Source organism: Dyadobacter tibetensis Y620-1, from assembly GCF_000566685.1.
Lineage (GTDB): Bacteria > Bacteroidota > Bacteroidia > Cytophagales > Spirosomataceae > Dyadobacter > Dyadobacter tibetensis.
The window spans coordinates 59,888-75,542 of the sequence record NZ_AZQN01000009.1 but is presented as its reverse complement, the minus strand read 5'-3'; the positions used below and the strand labels follow the sequence as shown (position 1 = coordinate 75,542).

Sequence of the window (15,655 nt, the reverse complement as noted above, 5' to 3'; positions counted from 1 at the left end):
TTACAAAGTCCGCATACCAATCGTGGCCAACATCCTGCCCGTTTGGCCCTTTTCGAAACGATAGCTAAAATAGTCGAAAAGATGCTTTGCTGTGGAGTAGGGGGAGATTTCAATATGGGACGAATGAAGCCCGGCTTGCATCAATTGAGCCCGGTTGGCTTCCTTCAAATCAACAAGAAACTTTCCCTCCATATCTGCAGGTTTCTGGAAGGCAGAGTCAAAATGTTGCGCTACTTCCGGGCCTACTTCGAAAGAATCAAAGTCTATACAGGTTCCAATATAAGCCAGACAAGTATCTGGTTGGGTTCCAAATAGCTGTTTCATATTTTCAATAGTATGAAGAGCTATATTGCCCACTGTGCCACGCCATCCGGCATGAATGGCCGCTACAGACCGGCTTGCCGGATCGTATAGGAGAATGGGTGTGCAATCGGCTATGGTAACTGCCAATTGAATCTCCGGACAATTGGTGATTAAAGCGTCATAACCTTCATATCTTCCTGGCTCATTAACAGAAAGTACGAGATTTCCGTGTACCTGGTGTGTCTTGGCCACCTGCTTGAATGGAACTTCTAATGCCCCAAAAAAGCGAAGGTTGTTCTCAATTATATTTTCGGTGGTGTCGGCGCCCTGCCCTCCCAGGTTCAGACTCTTATAGGGAGTGGTGCTAACACCTCCATGCCGCGTGCTCTCCGCCGCAATGAGCCCAGGTTGATTCTGAAAAATTTTAGGAATTCGGTACATGGGGCGTTCCTGTGGGCTCATTTGATATTTTCAGAATTTTTGATGGGATATTTTATTTATTCCAATCGCAGACCTTGACTTCAGGCATCAGAAAAGCGAAGTTGATCTTTGGAATGGAGCTGCCAAATTATTAAAATACGGTATCTTTGCAGCACGAAATATTGAAAAGTTGTATTCCCTTTTCTAGCAACCTCAAAATTAATGCTGGTTATTGAAAAGAGATACTTTTTAATAAAAAAAATACCATCGAATTATAAAATATGTTAAAGGTAAGTGTATGTGTAGTTACTTATAACCACGGTAAATTTATTGCCAAAACACTGGATTCAATCCTGATGCAGGAGACTACATTTGATTTTGAAATTATTGTAGGGGACGATCTGTCTCAGGATAATACAAGAGAGGTTTTGATAGCGTATCAGCAGCGACATCCTGATAAGATTAGACTGCTGCTTCATGACAGGAATTTAGGGCTCAATGGCAAATTTAACGCCTTAGCCACTTTTGCTGCTGCGAAAGGGGAATATATAGCCCAATTTGATGGTGATGACTACCTCACTTCCCCACATAAATTACAGAAGCAAGTAGAGCTGCTCGATGCCCATCCGCATTATTCAGCCTGTTTTCATAATGCGGAAGTAATATATGACGACTTTTCGGCTCCGAATCATCTGGTCAACTGGATTCAAAAATCCGAGTTTAATGTAGATGACCTGGTTGGAGAAGATGAACTGTGTTTTATAGCCACTTCAAGTGTGATGTTCAGACGGGAGGATTTTGCTAAACATCCAGATCCTGAATGGACTAATTTATCCACGAGTGGAGATATTCCCAGAAATATTATGTTCGCTAAGCGAGGGCCAATAGGTTATATCGACGAAGTGATGTCAGTTTACCGAAAGAACAGAGGAGGGGCAAGCTTTGCCGATAATCATTATGGTGCTGACTTTCTTTTTAATCGTATTCAGATGTATTCCAATATTAATAAGGAATTGGACTACCGCTTTGATGACCGTTTGAAGAAAAATATTGCTACTTACTATTATAAATTGCTTTTTTCAAAAGAATATAAGGATCGCTACTGGCCGAAGGTTAAATATGCGCTCAAATATATTCAATTGGCAAAGCCTACTTCCAAGGTTCGTCGGGAAATCATTAGAGATCATATCGTACCCCCTTTCTTAATGAAGTTTTATAGCTTTTTGGCCATAGGAGTATATCAACTTCGAGAGAAGGCCAGCAAATAATGTGTCAAGAGGGGGCGTAACTTACATTTGCCCCCCCGTGACACTTATTAAATATTAAAATAACTTCTCCTGCGGAGGTTTTGTGCCGTTAAGGCGTAAGTATACGGTACACTGTCCACGGTGATGAGACTGATGCTCGAAGGCCTTATCCAGTGCCGATCCAGCATTAATATCCATTCCGAACAACTTGATGCTTTTGTCAAAATCGGCATCATTCATACTTTCAATAGCCTTTAATACAAAGTCATAACTTTCTGCTACGCTTTGGGTTAAGGCAGCCTTTGAGAGTTCCCCCTGCTTCTCTAAAGAGGTTTTTGAAGGGTTTTGCATACCTGAAGCGCCAGAAGCGAAGGCATAGTTTGCGTCGGCCAGATGCGCCATTTGTTCCCCAAAAGACCTTATTTCTGGAGTCGGTTTAAGCGCATAACCCGCCTCCGGCATAGCTTGAAGGTATTCCATGGTATAGGCTTTGGCTCTTTCCCAATTCGCTATTTGGGCCTCTTTAGTACTTTGGGCCATATTTGTTCCAGTCCAAAGCACAGCAAGTAAAATAAGGGTTATACTTTTCATGATGGTTTGATTTTAGTGTGGTAGGCTAATTTACAGAAAAACTGGGTCAAAAAATAGGTTCTATGGTTGAATTAAAGACAAAGCTGTATATTCCTCACAAGAGTAGATACCTGTCGTAGATTCTGTTTATTATAAAAACTTTTATGAAAAAAAACGCTAAGGAGAAGGTTGAAACATATTTGGATCTAGGGCACAATCAGGTAGAAAACCATGCAAAGGCCCAGCAAAAAATTTATGACCGCAAAACCTCAGAAGAGAGTACGGTAACCCGAAAATTATCAGAATTTTTTAAGACTAATGTTATCGGCTTTGCCTGGCATTATTTACGCAGCCGATTCGGGCAAAGGCACCCCTATCTTTGTTATCCAAAAGGAGATGATAATGGATGCTATCCACTCTTGCCGGCCCTACCAAAAACGGAACTGGTAACTTTGGCTCTTCTTTCTGATTGGGCCAGTGACACAATTGAGTCGGATAGGGTGGCTGAATTGGTTGCCCAACGACGCCCCGATTATTCTATTCACCTGGGTGATGTGTATTTTGTGGGGACGGAGAAGGAGGTGTATGAAAATTTTACAGCGCCCTATGCATCCTGGTATTATGGGGGTTCGGGAAGTTTAGCTTTGCCTGGTAATCACGAGATGTATTCCAATGGCAAGGCCTATTTTCGCCATCTATTGCCTGCGATGTATGCTTCTGATGGAAAAGTAAAGCATACGCAAAAAGCCGGGTTTTTCTGTCTGGAAAACCAGTATTGGCGTATCATAGGTCTGGACACGGGCTATACCTCCGTTGAGCGCCCCTTCGTTGAGATCATCAGACCTCCAGACTGCCACTTGCGAAAGGAACAGATAGATTGGTTGAGAGATGTAGTGCGTATAGGAGATGCTTCCGACCGGCGGGGAATTGTCCTTTTGAGCCACCATCCATACTTTAGCGCATTCAGGGAGGCTTACCCTGTACCGGCCCAACAAATTAAGGAATTGATGGGTGATGCTGCCCGGCCGCTGATTTGGTTTTGGGGGCACGATCATCGGTTGGTTATCTATAATAAGACCCAGCAAGAAAATGGCCCGGAAGTCTATGGACGCTGTATTGGTCATGGAGGTATGCCAGTAGAGATCGAATGGCCTGGCAAAGAGGCGGAAAGGGAGAAAATACAATTCTACGATACCCGGGTGCGAACGGTAGTGAAGCGCCACCGACTAGGCTATAATGGCTTTGTATTATTGAACCTGCAAGGTTCTCAACTTGAGGCCCAATACATCGACTTAGATGATAAGTTAGTAGCTAAAGAGCAATGGGTGTTGAATGCACAAAACGGCCAGCTCGAATGGGAATTTATTGAATCCCTATCCAGTCTGGCCGATTAATATATCTTAATAGGACACAGTATCAGTGATGCCCTGCAGCATGTGCATCCTCTCTGTAATGAGCTGCGAAAGTTACAATTAACCCTATTGTGCCTAGGACAAACAGAAAAGTATCTGCAAATACGACTAGGACAAGGAACAGAATTAGAAAAGTTAAGATATATGCGAAACTAGGTAATTTCATGGGGCTTGTTGTAAAAGTCGTTAATAAATCGATGATGATATTGCTATCTTTTATATTTTAATTGCGAAAATAACAAATACCTTCAAAATTAGCATGGTAATAAACGGAAATTTTATCGATTCCCCCTATTCAGGATGTTTGTAAGGAATGAGATCCTGTTAAATATTCTAGCTACTTTTTATTTGCTAAATTTTGTTATATATTATATAGGATTAATAATGTCTTTACAGGGTTCTGTAAATTTATTTTGTATTCCGAAACTTTGGCCATATATTGTTCTGTAGGTTTAAGCTTAATAATTAAAATAATTTTGTATAGTATGAATTTTTCATTTAGCGACTATAATACCGACAGCTTTTACGATGAAATGTTTTCAGAAACTGGTGCCATCCGGCCAGGCTATGAACATCTGAAGCAAAAGTTCGAAAGTCTTTCTCATGAAGATTTGTCGAACCGCCATCTGGCTACTGAGCGTGCGCTCTTGTCTATGGGCATTACCTTCAATGTATATTCGGAAGGGGAGGGAACCGAACGCATTATGCCCATCGATATCATCCCGCGTATTTTGGCTAATGCAGAGTGGCAGTGGCTAGAGAAAGGACTCAAACAGCGAATTAAAGCGCTGAATATGTTTATCCATGACGTTTATAATGACCAAAATATTCTTAACGACGGGATAGTACCTCGCGATTTAATTGAGTCCAGTAAGTGTTTTCTCAAGCCCTGTGTCGGGCTGAAGCCCCCAAAAGGAATCTGGTGTCACATTACCGGTACCGATCTGATTAAGGGTAACGATGGCACCTTTATGGTACTGGAAGATAATTTGCGCTGCCCATCGGGGGTTTCTTATATGCTGGAAAACAGAGAGCTTTCCAAGCAGATATTCCCTGATGTACTTGCGCGTACTGGGGTCAGACCCGTATCTGACTATGCGACACGGCTTTTGCAAATGTTGCAAAGTTTAGCCGATCGCCCAAACCCCACAATAGCAGTACTGACTCCGGGTATATACAATTCGGCCTATTTCGAACATTCTTATCTGGCCCAACAAATGGGTGTAGAACTCGTTGATGCCCGGGACCTGGTCGTTTCTGACGGATATGTAAAAATGAAAACAACGAAAGGCTTACAGATTGTGGATGTAATATATCGACGGATCGACGATACCTTTCTCGATAAAAATGCCTTCAATCCTGACTCCTTAATCGGTATCCCAGGTATATTTGAAGTTTATAAAAAGGGGAGAGTGGCTTTGGCAAATGCGCCTGGCACGGGAGTTGCAGATGATAAGGTGGTGTACGCTTATGTCCCCAGAATAATCAAGTATTATCTTGGAGAAGAGGCAATTATTCCGAATGTGGAAACATTCATTTGTGGAGAACAGGATGATCTTAACTACGTTCTTGAAAATATTGACCAGCTGGTGGTAAAAGAAGCAAATGAAGCGGGAGGCTATGGCATGTTAATCGGGCCGAAAGCGTCAACGGAGGAGCATAATCTGTTTAGGGAAAAGATAAAAAATAATCCTAGAAACTACATTGCTCAACCCACCATTTCCCTTTCTAGGGTGCCTTGTATGATCGATGGGCATGCCGAGGGCAGACATGTGGATTTGCGTCCATATATTTTGTATGGCGATAATATTAGTGTAATCCCGGGGGGACTTACCCGTGTGGCCCTGACCAAGGGTTCGCTAGTGGTGAACTCATCACAAGGAGGGGGAGGAAAGGATACGTGGGTCTTGTACTAAGAGCTAAATAATATGTAAAAATATACACACAGTATGGAAAAAACGGTAACGAGTTGGTTTAGCCCCTTGCTGAACAAGGACATGGAAGTTGCCACTTATGGTCATTATGGTTTTGCGCTTTTGCTGATTCCTACGGCGCAGTCACACTTTCTGGAATATGAGCAGATGGGGCTTATCAATAGTATCAGCCAGCATATTGACCAGGGAAAGGTGAAGGTTTATTGCGTGAATAGTATTAATGGCGAAAGCTGGCTTAACCCATACATGAGTGGCGAGGAGCAAGGGGTAAGGCATCAGGCCTTCAACGATTATATTTACCAGGAGGTGGTGCCATTTATTAGGAACACGACCAGTCCTCAGAATTTGATTGTAACGGGAGGCGCTGCCTTCGGAGCTTTACATGCTGCTAACCTCTATTTCAAACATCCAGATATCTTTGGAGGAGTGATTGGGATGAGTGGTTGTTATGATCTAAGTCTGTATACTAACGGATACTATGACACTAATGTCTATTTCAATTCACCCATACATTACCTACCCAATTTGAAGGTTGAATCGCACCTTAACTTATATCGCAGTAGCCGACATATTCACCTGATAACAGGCTCCGGTGCTCACGAGCATCCGGAGTATACCCGAGCCTTATCGGAGGTATTAAATGGTAAGATGGTAGGACATGAAATGGATGATTGGGGTCCCGATTTTGCCCATGAATGGGGCGCTTGGCATAGAATCTTAAACCATTATTTAAGTACCAGATTTTAAAAAAACAAAAAACGCTTCAGGTTATCTGAAACGTTTTTTGTTTTTAGATCAGGCTCCCTGAAACTGTCTTATAAATCGGATATCATTTTCCGTGAATAGCCTTAGGTCATTAATGCCATAGCGTAGCATGGTGATACGTTCTACACCCATTCCAAAGGCGAAGCCTGTATATTCATTGCTGTCTATGCCGCAATTTTCCAGTACATTAGGATCTACCATTCCCGAGCCACCAATTTCTACCCAACCGCTATGCTTACAGATATTACAGCCAGAACCCCCGCAAATGAAACAGGATACGTCTATTTCCGCACTAGGCTCCGTGAAGGGAAAATAGGAGGGGCGCAGCCTTATCTTTGTATCCTTTCCAAACATTTCCTTGGCAAAATGATAAAGGGTGTCCTTTAGGTCCTTAAAAGAAACGGAACGATCGATATATAGGCCTTCCACCTGGTGAAAAACGCAATGGGCCCGGGCCGAGATTGCTTCATTTCGAAACACTCTTCCTGGCATAATGGAGCGGATTGGTGGTTTCTGCCTTTCCATAAGTCTGACCTGTACGTTAGAGGTATGTGTTCGAAGGAGCACGTCCTCTCTGGTAGCCACCTCGCTTTTGGATATAAAAAAAGTATCCTGCATTTCTCTGGCAGGGTGGTTGTCGGCAAAATTCAATGCGCTGAAGTTATACCAATCCTTTTCAATTTCTGGCCCATAAGAGACATTAAAGCCCATGCGCTCGAATATTTCGATGATCCGTCGTTTAACAATCGAAAGCGGGTGAAGGGCCCCCTGTTCTCCGGGTGTAACTGGCAGAGATAAATCGACGGTTGCACTTAATTCTTTTTCCGAACCATTTTCGATGGTCTCATTGAATTCCTTAAACCTATCCTGCGCTAAGTTTTTCAGGGCATTTAATTCCTGCCCCAAGGCACGGCGGTCTTCAGCAGGAGCCGATTTCAGTCCATCAAATAGTTCAGTTAAAACCCCTTTCTTGCTTATAAATCGCATCCGGAAAGCTTCGAGCTCTTCCTTATTACTTACACTACTCTTTTCTATTTCGACGATGTATTCTCTTACGCGATCGGCAATCATGGTAATTATATTTAATTTCTTTTAGCGACTTTGAAATGTTGACCCTATAGTTCTTTCCGTTAGGGGCAAATAAGGAGTAATTTTTACTGGCAAAGATAAATAAACTTCAGTGATGCCAAGGAAAATATTGGTGGTATCTCCGGCCAAATATGAAAATCAGGTAGAGAATTAGCCAAAATAGATATACGTAAAATTACGTGATTTACTGGGTGTGCTTACCTCATTTGCTTCCCAATAAATCGTTAAAATGTTGATTGTAAAGGAGTTGTGATTTTTGTAGTCTCTGCTGCAGCTTTTATTCGAGCAGAAACCTGATTAAATTTGACATGTCGAACTTCCTAATATAAACCTTATTACGTTATGGAAAATTATACTACTTCTGCTTATAGACGTGTCGCTCCAAGAGCTTCCCGTAAGTCTTCGTTACCGATTGCGGTTCAAATCATGGGGCATACACAGTATATTTCTCCTGAGGCAATAATTTTTATTCAGGGAGAAGGTAATTATTCGTTTATCTATACTACCGGAGGGAAACGGTTTCTGGTTTCCAAAACATTGAAAGCCCTTTCCGAGAACTTAGCAATCAATTTTTTGAGAGTACATAAATCATATGTGGTCAACGCTAACTTTATCACTGGCCGCACCGACGATGACCGCATCTTAAAACTGGTGGAGGGGAAGGAGGTAATTGTCGCCCGTCGGAAAGTCAAGGAAATTGCATCTTGGCTCGACCGGAAAGTGTGGCGGATTAGTGCATAATTTTTTTTGGGTGAAATTAAATTAGTGGGTTATTTAATTAAAACAGCAGCCATCGCTTGGATCGAAGGCTGCTTGTTTCGTTTTTAACCCGGTATTTTACAATAGTTTGATGCCTAAGGTGACCTGCCATGAATTGATCTTCTGCCTAACAGTGGTGCCTCCATTGACCGGGGCGCCATTTACCTGAAATGAAGCAAGGTTGGTAAAGGACCCTTCGTTACGGACGTCGAGGCTAAAATTACCTATATCCAGCCCAACTCCAACCTGATAGCCAAAGGTGGCCTCTGCGAGGGCATCATTAAAATTGGAAGAGTACTCCCGAAGAGCCTCAGAGAGTTTTTGGTTATCGCCAATACGAAAGGAAGTAACGGGTCCAGCCAATACCCGAAAGGGGCCTCCTTTAAGTCCTATAAGTAATGGGACATCAATATTGCTGTATTTAATATTTACCTTTTGTGTGGTAGGGTTGTCGTTATCATTTCTAATAATATCGAAACTTCCCCCTTTGGTAGAAACGAGAAGCTCCGGCTGAACGAATAATGTTTTACCAAAACGGACGTAAATTCCACCTACTCCTCCGGTTCGGGTATCGAAACTTTGTTTTAAATTATCTTTTACTTCTTTTCCGTCAAAGCCAAGATAAGGATTCCCGTTGTCGTCGTATCTGGTGGTAAATACATCGCCCATGGTAAGCCGCGACAGATTGACACCGCCTTTAATCCCAAAGGCAAATCCTTTCATTTGTGCCTGTGCCATCGGGGCAAGGGCCAGAAAAAGTAGGAGAGCAGTTAAGTTAATACGTTTTTTTTTCATGGCTAATAGATAATGGTGATATGCTGGCATAGATAGCCTACTAAAATTATTCCAAAAGGCTATATTTATTGAGTTAACGTCGAAAAGCTTTCCATATTTGAACATTTTTTTGATATCCACGCTTTTATTCAGACAACTCAAAACCAAATACCCCTTATGGCTAAAGCCAAAACTGCCTATTTTTGCCAAGAATGTGGCTATAACTCACCCAAATGGATAGGGCGTTGCCCTTCCTGCAGCGAATGGAATACCTTCGTCCAGGAGGTTATTGAAAAGGAAGATAAGTTGACTTCTGTATCATGGAAGTCCATCAGTTTTGGGGGGAGGCCTAAGGCTATTGCCGAGATTATTTATGAAAATGAGCCAAGAATTATCACCGTTGATCAGGAGTTAAATAGGGTTTTGGGCGGAGGTATAGTGCAAGGTTCTTTGGTGCTTATAGGCGGGGAGCCCGGTATTGGGAAGTCTACCCTGATGTTGCAGATCGCACTTACCCTGGGGCAAAAGCGTGTTTTGTATGTTTCCGGAGAGGAGTCCGAACAACAGATTAAGATGCGGGCCGAAAGAATGACCTCTAAGAGCGATCACTGTTATATACTCACAGAAACTCAGACTGCGTCCATTTTTAAACAGATAGAAGAATTCAAACCCGATGTACTGGTTGTAGATTCTATTCAAACTATGCAATCGGCCTATATTGAATCGGGAGCAGGATCGGTCTCTCAGGTGAGGGAATGTACCGCCGAATTCATGAAATTTGCCAAAGAGACAGGGATTCCTGTATTTCTGATTGGCCATATTACCAAGGAGGGCTCCCTGGCCGGACCCAAAGTGCTGGAGCATATGGTCGATACAGTATTGCAATTTGAAGGGGATAGGCATACGACCTACCGGATTTTACGAACTATGAAAAATAGGTTTGGTAGCACCTCAGAACTGGGAATTTATGAGATGAACAGCGACGGGCTTCGGCAGGTAAGTAATCCTTCGGAAATCTTGATTTCTCAGCGCGATGAGCCTGTCAGTGGCATTACCATCGGGTCTATGATGGAAGGTAACCGTCCCCTGCTTATCGAAATCCAGTCCCTTGTTTCAGTAGCCAATTATGGAACACCGCAGCGGAGCAGCACTGGTTTCGATGCCAAACGGCTTCAGATGCTGCTGGCAGTCCTGGAGAAGCGCGGGGGATTCCGTTTGGGAATGCAAGATGTATTCTTAAATGTGGCCGGAGGACTAAAGGTAGAGGATCCAGCGATTGATCTGGCCGTGGTGGCATCACTGGTGTCTTCTTACGAAGATCGTTTTTTGCCATCATCGGTATGTTTTGCTGCTGAAGTGGGGCTCGGGGGGGAGGTGAGAGCCGTAAGTCGTATTGAGAGTAGGGTATCGGAAGCGGAAAAGCTGGGCTTCGAAAAAATGTACATTTCAAAATACAACAGCAAGGGGATAGATCTGAAAAGAGCCAAGATTGAAATCGTACCTGTGGCTCATCTGGATCAGCTGTTTATGGAGATATTTCGCTGAAACTAGCGCATTTTGGCATGCTTCGCCAAGTAGGCCGATAAGATCGGTTCGAAGCCGTCGGCGATGTCCGCCTCTATAAAATCAATTTTAAATTGGCCACAGCGGAGTTTTAGGTTGTTATAAAAACGATCGGCCGTTTCCTGATATTGTTGTCGAATCTGCTGAGGCTGTAGTTTGAGTTTCTCACCGGTTTCTAGATCTACAAACTCATAGGGGCGGTTTTCAAAGTCAAAGCTCCGCTCCGTCCGTCGGTCCGTTACATGAAACAGTAGTACTTCATGAAGCTTGTGACGCAGGTGCTGAAGGGCAGGAAAGAGCTCATCCTGTTGGCTGGGATCGGCGAACATATCACTGAATATCACTACCAGCGAGCGTTTATGTATTTTTGCTGCAATCTGATGCAGGACCGCTGCAACTGAGGTCTTTTGTTGTTCAGGTTCATTTTTAAGCAGCTCTTCAAGGGTCATCATCAGGGTATGCGCATGGGAGGGAGTAGACTTCACCGGAGTTTGAAGCCGTATATCTTCGGCGAAGGTACATAGTCCCACGGCATCCTTTTGTCGTTGAAGCAAGTAGGTAAGACTTGCTGCTGCCATCACACTGAAGGTTAATTTTCCGTGGGTGGCCAAAGGGTAATACATGGACGAAGAAACATCGAGTAGAATGTTACAGCGCAAGTTGGTTTCCTCTTCGTATCGCTTCACATACAAGCGGTCCGTTTTGGCCAATACCTTCCAATCGATGTATCTTGTCGACTCTCCTGCATTATATAGCTTATGCTCAGCAAACTCCACAGAAAATCCATGAAAAGGGGATTTGTGCAACCCCGTGATGAATCCTTCGACAAGCTGTCGGGCCAGAAATTCCAGATTGCCAAAGGCTCTGATCTGGCTAAGATCCATCTTAAACTGCTTCATATATTTTAGGGAGCTAAGGAGATTATTTTGCCGGTCTTTACATCAGCATCTTCGTGCATGCCTAAGAAAATCATGCCTTCCATACCTACTACTCGAACCGCCACGTTGGCCACGCCTTTGGATACGATACCGAGTAACTTTGCGGCTTCTTTACTTAAGTCAATGATTCTGCTTTTAGCAAATGGACCTCGATCATTAACCCGTACGACTACTTTTTCATTATTGTCCAAGTTGGTGACTTCCAACATGGTATTGAGAGGATAGGTGGGGTGAGCTGCTGAAAGCTCCGTTGTTTTAAAGGTTTCGCCAAAGGCGGTTTTTTTGCCGTGAAATGATGGAGCATAATAAGAGGCTCTGCCTTTCTGGATGGCTCCAAGCATTACCTGTGCCGATGATTCCTGTAACGACCAGATCGTAAGGATACCTACACAGAGAAACAAGCGAAATTTAAACATAGCGTTCTATTTATGTGAAACATCTTTAAAATGCTTTGAGCTTATACATTGGTACGGCTCAAATAGGTACTTGCTATAATGGAAACAGAATAACTCTAAAACACTTTAAATTATTGGCTATCCTGCAAATTTATTATATAATTCTTGATTTGGTACTATTTTAATGTAAATACCTGGTGTGTCCGACCTCAGTAGCCCTGCCTCCGCTATGCATGATGGAGCTTAGGAGATAGAAATCCAGTTTTTTAATGGGTGCTCAACCGCTTATCATCTTTAGGCTCCATTCGGTAATTTATATGCCTAATATCCAAGGCTTTTTTTGTTCAAAGCAATAAACTTTATATTTTAGCGTTCGAAAACCTATTTAAAAAACCAGAATAGTGGAAGACAGAGAGCAAATCTACTCCAAAAGAGTAAGGGCAGGAAAACGGACCTACTTCTTTGACGTTCGGTCGACAAGGTCAAATGATTACTATTTGACGATAACCGAAAGTCGACGCCATCCTCAGGGAGACGGCTTCACTTACGAAAAGCATAAAATGTTTTTGTATAAAGAGGACTTCGATAAGTTTGCAGAGGCTTTAAAGGATGCTGTAGATCATGTTAAGACTGAGCTCATGCCGGAAGTAGACTTTACTCAGTTCGAATCGAAGCCGGAAGAATATAATATAATTGGAGAGTCCGACCTTAAATGGGACTAATCATTTAGCTTAATTACGGACTAATATTGGCCTTTGGAAGAGTCTCCGAAGGCTTTTGGTTTTGCCCCTGCATTTAGCTTTATTATTCTGGGGATTACTGCCCGACTTTGATTAATTTTGCCTTTCGGTATGGTATTTCATACCAATAAAATAAATTGTAATATCTTTTGCTTCAATAAATGAGTCTTCAATGTGGGATTGTTGGACTACCCAATGTAGGTAAGTCAACACTATTTAATGCGATTTCAACGGGTATAGCCGAAGCTGCTAACTATCCTTTTTGTACCATCGAGCCTAACGTAGGGGTGGTAACCGTTCCGGATGAACGTTTAGAAATTTTGACGACCCTGGTAAAGCCTCAGAAAGTCATTCCAACCATAATGGAATTCGTAGATATCGCTGGATTGGTTAAAGGTGCTAGTCAGGGTGCGGGATTAGGAAATAAATTTCTTGCCAATATTCGAGAAGTAGATGCCATCGTTCATGTAGTACGCTGTTTTCAGGATGAGAATGTTGTCCATGTAGAAGGGCGGGTGGACCCAGTTTTTGACAAAGAAATTATCGACGCCGAACTTCAATTGAAAGACTTGGAATCGGTAGAGAAAAAAATGCAAAAACTGGAAAAAGCAGCCCGTACGGGAGATGCAAAGTCCAAATCGGAGCTCGAAGTCCTTAAACAATATAAAGCTGTATTAGAATCGGGACAAAATGCACGAAGTCTCGAGGTAGATGCAGAGCTTAAAGAGGCTGCTATAGGTGATATTCAGTTACTTACTGCCAAGCCCGTACTCTATGTTGCGAATGTAGATGAATCGGCAATGCTTACTGGAAATGAATATTCGGAGAAGCTACGCGAAGCCGTGAAGCATGAGGGGGCCGAAGTGATTGTTCTTTGTGCCGCAATCGAATCTCAAATCGCTGAGATTGAAGACGAAGAGGAACATGAAATGTTTTTATCTGAATATGGGCTAAAAGAGTCGGGCTTGAGCAAACTCATCAGAGCGTCTTACAGCCTGCTGAACCTAATCACCTATTTCACTGCAGGGGTGAAGGAAGTTCGCGCCTGGACCATCGAAAAAGGCTGGAAAGCCCCTAAGGCGGCTGGTGTTATTCACTCTGATTTTGAAAAAGGATTTATTAGGGCAGAAGTAATTAAACTGGCCGACTTTGAGAAGTATAAAAATGAAGCCGGCGTAAAAGAAGCTGGTAAAATGTCGGTAGAAGGTAAGGAATACGTAGTTGCCGATGGGGATATCATGCATTTCCGTTTTAATGTATAAAGGGGATTTTTAGGTATATCTGTTATATATAAAAAGCTGGTCGGAAGATATTTCTTCCGACCAGCTTTTTTATGGTGCTATTACGCAGTATTTATTTAACCTTCCGGGTCAACCGTCCGATATTAGTAGTATTTAAACCGAGTTTTTCCACTACCTCTTCGTAATTCTTAAAGTCTATTTCCAAATTCTGGCGTGCTAGTTCCTGAGTAGGCATGATGATAACGCGGACATCCTGAAATTTCCGGAATGGAGGCGTTTCCTGTTGCTCGGACCAGTCATACTGGTACAAGTCAACGAAGAAGGTAGTATTCTGGATTCCATAAACGAATTTGAAGTCGCTAAGGCTTTGACCAAACTGAACGATGCCAGGTAGAGGCCAATAAGCCCCTCCGCTTTTAATGTATACCAATACGGCGGATTTGTCCAGCACACTAATGGCTTCGGCGTTCAGATCCTGTAATTCCAGATAATAATTTCCATCCTCGAAGGTGGAATCGACTCCGGTAGACAGGAGTAAGGGAATAGAGCCACTGCCGTCCTCCCCAGCAGGGCCTGCTGGACCTGCTGGGCCGGCGGGCCCTGCAACTCCTTGTTCACCTTGAGGTCCAACGTCTCCCTGGTCACCCTTGCAGGCCATAAAGCTGATTAAAAATGCTAGTGCGAGAAAATACGATAATTTTTTTAACATGCTGTTTTTGATTTAGGTTTAAAAAGGTGATAAGGTGTACTCGTCGAATTATTATACGCCAATCGCTGGCAAAAGGTTGACTGCTTTACAATTTATACTAAAAATAGATAAAAAGATCAGGTATTGTCCTCTATTTTTAAATTATTGATGCGTGCATCAGTAGGATGGTATTTCCCTATCTCACCGAGTCGCGATTCATTACCCTCAGGAAGTTCGAGGTCTATTTTCCAGTTCATAGTGGCTGCCAGCTGAAACATCATCAGATGAACCTGGTTGGTTGCAATACGGGGAAGGTCACTTTCCAGTGCTTTTTCGTTCATCGTTTGTTTTGCCTCATTTAGGATGGCCGTGTAGTCGTCGGACTGAAAACGGTTGAGCCAACCTTGTTCTATATCGTAAAATTTGTAATCGGTATCCATAGATAGTATTTCTGGGTCAGGAAAGTAATCGATGATCATTTTACGATCCTCCTCCGAAAAATGGAATCGCATTTTAGCGAAATCATAGCCCACTAAAACCTTAGCTTTGGCAATTATCAGCGCTTTTTTCTTGTCCTTTATCAGATTCCAGATATTCTTGTCGTGTTGGTAATTATAGATTTCGGTAAAATAGCCTTCTGCCATTACCACTTTAAAGACCTTTTCTATACTTTCTAGCAAAACCGTGGACTCCGTTGTAGAGACTTCTTTGGTAGAATTAGCCCCGAATATCCGGTTGTACAATAATATACCCCCTCCCGCACCGATAAATAGTGCGAGAATGAAAAAAAATAATGAATTAGCATCCATGATATTTA

The 15,655-nt window shown here is 42.7% G+C and carries 16 protein-coding genes; 8 read left to right on the top strand and 8 right to left on the bottom strand.

Annotated features, from left to right (window positions below):
* Positions 1 to 765: a peptidoglycan editing factor PgeF gene (gene pgeF / locus X939_RS0119035; protein ID WP_025764874.1), complete on the bottom strand. Its 765-nt coding sequence runs from the start codon at positions 763 to 765 to the stop codon at positions 1 to 3.
* Positions 766 to 1,004: 239 nt separating this feature from the next.
* Here pgeF and X939_RS0119030 point away from each other — a divergent pair, with 239 nt between their 5' ends.
* Positions 1,005 to 1,991, top strand: coding sequence for a glycosyltransferase family 2 protein (locus X939_RS0119030; protein WP_025764873.1), 987 nt, complete (start codon positions 1,005 to 1,007; stop codon positions 1,989 to 1,991).
* 54 nt (positions 1,992 to 2,045) lie between these two features.
* On the opposite strand, the gene X939_RS0119025 is transcribed toward X939_RS0119030, so the two are convergent.
* Positions 2,046 to 2,561, bottom strand: a complete 516-nt coding sequence (locus X939_RS0119025; RefSeq protein WP_025764872.1) for a DinB family protein — start codon at positions 2,559 to 2,561, stop codon at positions 2,046 to 2,048.
* A gap of 143 nt (positions 2,562 to 2,704) precedes the next feature.
* On the opposite strand from X939_RS0119025, the gene X939_RS0119020 reads away from it, so the two are divergent.
* The 3 genes from X939_RS0119020 to X939_RS0119005 all read left to right on the top strand — a co-directional run bounded on the left by X939_RS0119020 (position 2,705) and on the right by X939_RS0119005 (position 6,633).
* The gene (locus X939_RS0119020; RefSeq protein ID WP_025764871.1) at positions 2,705 to 3,934 is read left to right on the top strand and encodes a metallophosphoesterase family protein; all 1,230 of its coding nucleotides are present in this window, start codon (positions 2,705 to 2,707) and stop codon (positions 3,932 to 3,934) included.
* A 503-nt stretch (positions 3,935 to 4,437) separates the two neighbouring features.
* Positions 4,438 to 5,868, top strand: coding sequence for a circularly permuted type 2 ATP-grasp protein (locus X939_RS0119010; protein ID WP_025764870.1), 1,431 nt, complete (start codon positions 4,438 to 4,440; stop codon positions 5,866 to 5,868).
* 33 nt (positions 5,869 to 5,901) lie between these two features.
* Complete coding sequence (locus tag X939_RS0119005) at positions 5,902 to 6,633, top strand: esterase family protein (RefSeq protein ID WP_025764869.1); 732 nt, start codon at positions 5,902 to 5,904, stop codon at positions 6,631 to 6,633.
* Positions 6,634 to 6,681: 48 nt separating this feature from the next.
* Here the strand turns inward: X939_RS0119005 and pheS are convergent, their stop codons facing one another.
* Positions 6,682 to 7,722 (bottom strand): phenylalanine--tRNA ligase subunit alpha, encoded by a 1,041-nt coding sequence (gene pheS / locus X939_RS0119000; RefSeq protein WP_044200087.1) that lies wholly within the window; start codon positions 7,720 to 7,722, stop codon positions 6,682 to 6,684.
* Positions 7,723 to 8,082: 360 nt separating this feature from the next.
* Between pheS and X939_RS22655 the strand changes: the two genes are divergently transcribed.
* Positions 8,083 to 8,481 carry a LytR/AlgR family response regulator transcription factor gene (locus X939_RS22655; RefSeq protein ID WP_025764867.1) on the top strand — a complete coding sequence of 133 codons (399 nt, stop codon included), beginning with the start codon at positions 8,083 to 8,085 and terminating at the stop codon, positions 8,479 to 8,481.
* 96 nt (positions 8,482 to 8,577) lie between these two features.
* Here the strand turns inward: X939_RS22655 and X939_RS22650 are convergent, their stop codons facing one another.
* Positions 8,578 to 9,294 (bottom strand): porin family protein, encoded by a 717-nt coding sequence (locus X939_RS22650; RefSeq protein ID WP_044200122.1) that lies wholly within the window; start codon positions 9,292 to 9,294, stop codon positions 8,578 to 8,580.
* A 156-nt stretch (positions 9,295 to 9,450) separates the two neighbouring features.
* On the opposite strand from X939_RS22650, the gene radA reads away from it, so the two are divergent.
* Positions 9,451 to 10,818 carry a DNA repair protein RadA gene (gene radA / locus X939_RS0118985; RefSeq protein ID WP_025764865.1) on the top strand — a complete coding sequence of 456 codons (1,368 nt, stop codon included), beginning with the start codon at positions 9,451 to 9,453 and terminating at the stop codon, positions 10,816 to 10,818.
* 2 nt (positions 10,819 to 10,820) lie between these two features.
* On the opposite strand, the gene X939_RS0118980 is transcribed toward radA, so the two are convergent.
* Entirely contained in the window at positions 10,821 to 11,735 is a 915-nt protein-coding gene (locus X939_RS0118980; protein ID WP_025764864.1) for a DUF58 domain-containing protein, read from the bottom strand.
* A 5-nt stretch (positions 11,736 to 11,740) separates the two neighbouring features.
* Positions 11,741 to 12,190 (bottom strand): septal ring lytic transglycosylase RlpA family protein, encoded by a 450-nt coding sequence (locus X939_RS0118975; protein ID WP_044200085.1) that lies wholly within the window; start codon positions 12,188 to 12,190, stop codon positions 11,741 to 11,743.
* A gap of 380 nt (positions 12,191 to 12,570) precedes the next feature.
* Between X939_RS0118975 and X939_RS0118970 the strand changes: the two genes are divergently transcribed.
* Complete coding sequence (locus X939_RS0118970) at positions 12,571 to 12,891, top strand: DUF3276 family protein (RefSeq protein ID WP_374754303.1); 321 nt, start codon at positions 12,571 to 12,573, stop codon at positions 12,889 to 12,891.
* Positions 12,892 to 13,070: 179 nt separating this feature from the next.
* A complete protein-coding gene (gene ychF, locus X939_RS0118965; protein ID WP_025764861.1) occupies positions 13,071 to 14,171 on the top strand; it encodes a redox-regulated ATPase YchF in 1,101 nt (366 codons plus the stop codon).
* A 91-nt stretch (positions 14,172 to 14,262) separates the two neighbouring features.
* Here the strand turns inward: ychF and X939_RS23705 are convergent, their stop codons facing one another.
* Both X939_RS23705 and X939_RS0118955 read right to left on the bottom strand, forming a co-directional pair.
* Positions 14,263 to 14,859, bottom strand: a complete 597-nt coding sequence (locus tag X939_RS23705; protein WP_025764860.1) for a hypothetical protein — start codon at positions 14,857 to 14,859, stop codon at positions 14,263 to 14,265.
* Between the two features lie 116 nt (positions 14,860 to 14,975).
* Positions 14,976 to 15,647 carry a DUF4230 domain-containing protein gene (locus X939_RS0118955; RefSeq protein ID WP_025764859.1) on the bottom strand — a complete coding sequence of 224 codons (672 nt, stop codon included), beginning with the start codon at positions 15,645 to 15,647 and terminating at the stop codon, positions 14,976 to 14,978.
* Positions 15,648 to 15,655 lie beyond the last annotated feature (8 nt).

Bases quoted from the DNA above. Each gene is read 5' to 3' on its own strand.
- pgeF (WP_025764874.1), bottom strand. From the start codon at position 765: ATGAGCCCACAGGAACGCCCCATGTACCGAATTCCTAAAATTTTTCAG.
- X939_RS0119030 (WP_025764873.1), top strand. From the start codon at position 1,005: ATGTTAAAGGTAAGTGTATGTGTAGTTACTTATAACCACGGTAAATTT.
- X939_RS0119025 (WP_025764872.1), bottom strand. From the start codon at position 2,561: ATGAAAAGTATAACCCTTATTTTACTTGCTGTGCTTTGGACTGGAACA.
- X939_RS0119020 (WP_025764871.1), top strand. From the start codon at position 2,705: ATGAAAAAAAACGCTAAGGAGAAGGTTGAAACATATTTGGATCTAGGG.
- X939_RS0119010 (WP_025764870.1), top strand. From the start codon at position 4,438: ATGAATTTTTCATTTAGCGACTATAATACCGACAGCTTTTACGATGAA.
- X939_RS0119005 (WP_025764869.1), top strand. From the start codon at position 5,902: ATGGAAAAAACGGTAACGAGTTGGTTTAGCCCCTTGCTGAACAAGGAC.
- pheS (WP_044200087.1), bottom strand. From the start codon at position 7,722: ATGATTGCCGATCGCGTAAGAGAATACATCGTCGAAATAGAAAAGAGT.
- X939_RS22655 (WP_025764867.1), top strand. From the start codon at position 8,083: ATGGAAAATTATACTACTTCTGCTTATAGACGTGTCGCTCCAAGAGCT.
- X939_RS22650 (WP_044200122.1), bottom strand. From the start codon at position 9,294: ATGAAAAAAAAACGTATTAACTTAACTGCTCTCCTACTTTTTCTGGCC.
- radA (WP_025764865.1), top strand. From the start codon at position 9,451: ATGGCTAAAGCCAAAACTGCCTATTTTTGCCAAGAATGTGGCTATAAC.
- X939_RS0118980 (WP_025764864.1), bottom strand. From the start codon at position 11,735: ATGAAGCAGTTTAAGATGGATCTTAGCCAGATCAGAGCCTTTGGCAAT.
- X939_RS0118975 (WP_044200085.1), bottom strand. From the start codon at position 12,190: ATGTTTAAATTTCGCTTGTTTCTCTGTGTAGGTATCCTTACGATCTGG.
- ychF (WP_025764861.1), top strand. From the start codon at position 13,071: ATGAGTCTTCAATGTGGGATTGTTGGACTACCCAATGTAGGTAAGTCA.
- X939_RS23705 (WP_025764860.1), bottom strand. From the start codon at position 14,859: ATGTTAAAAAAATTATCGTATTTTCTCGCACTAGCATTTTTAATCAGC.
- X939_RS0118955 (WP_025764859.1), bottom strand. From the start codon at position 15,647: ATGGATGCTAATTCATTATTTTTTTTCATTCTCGCACTATTTATCGGT.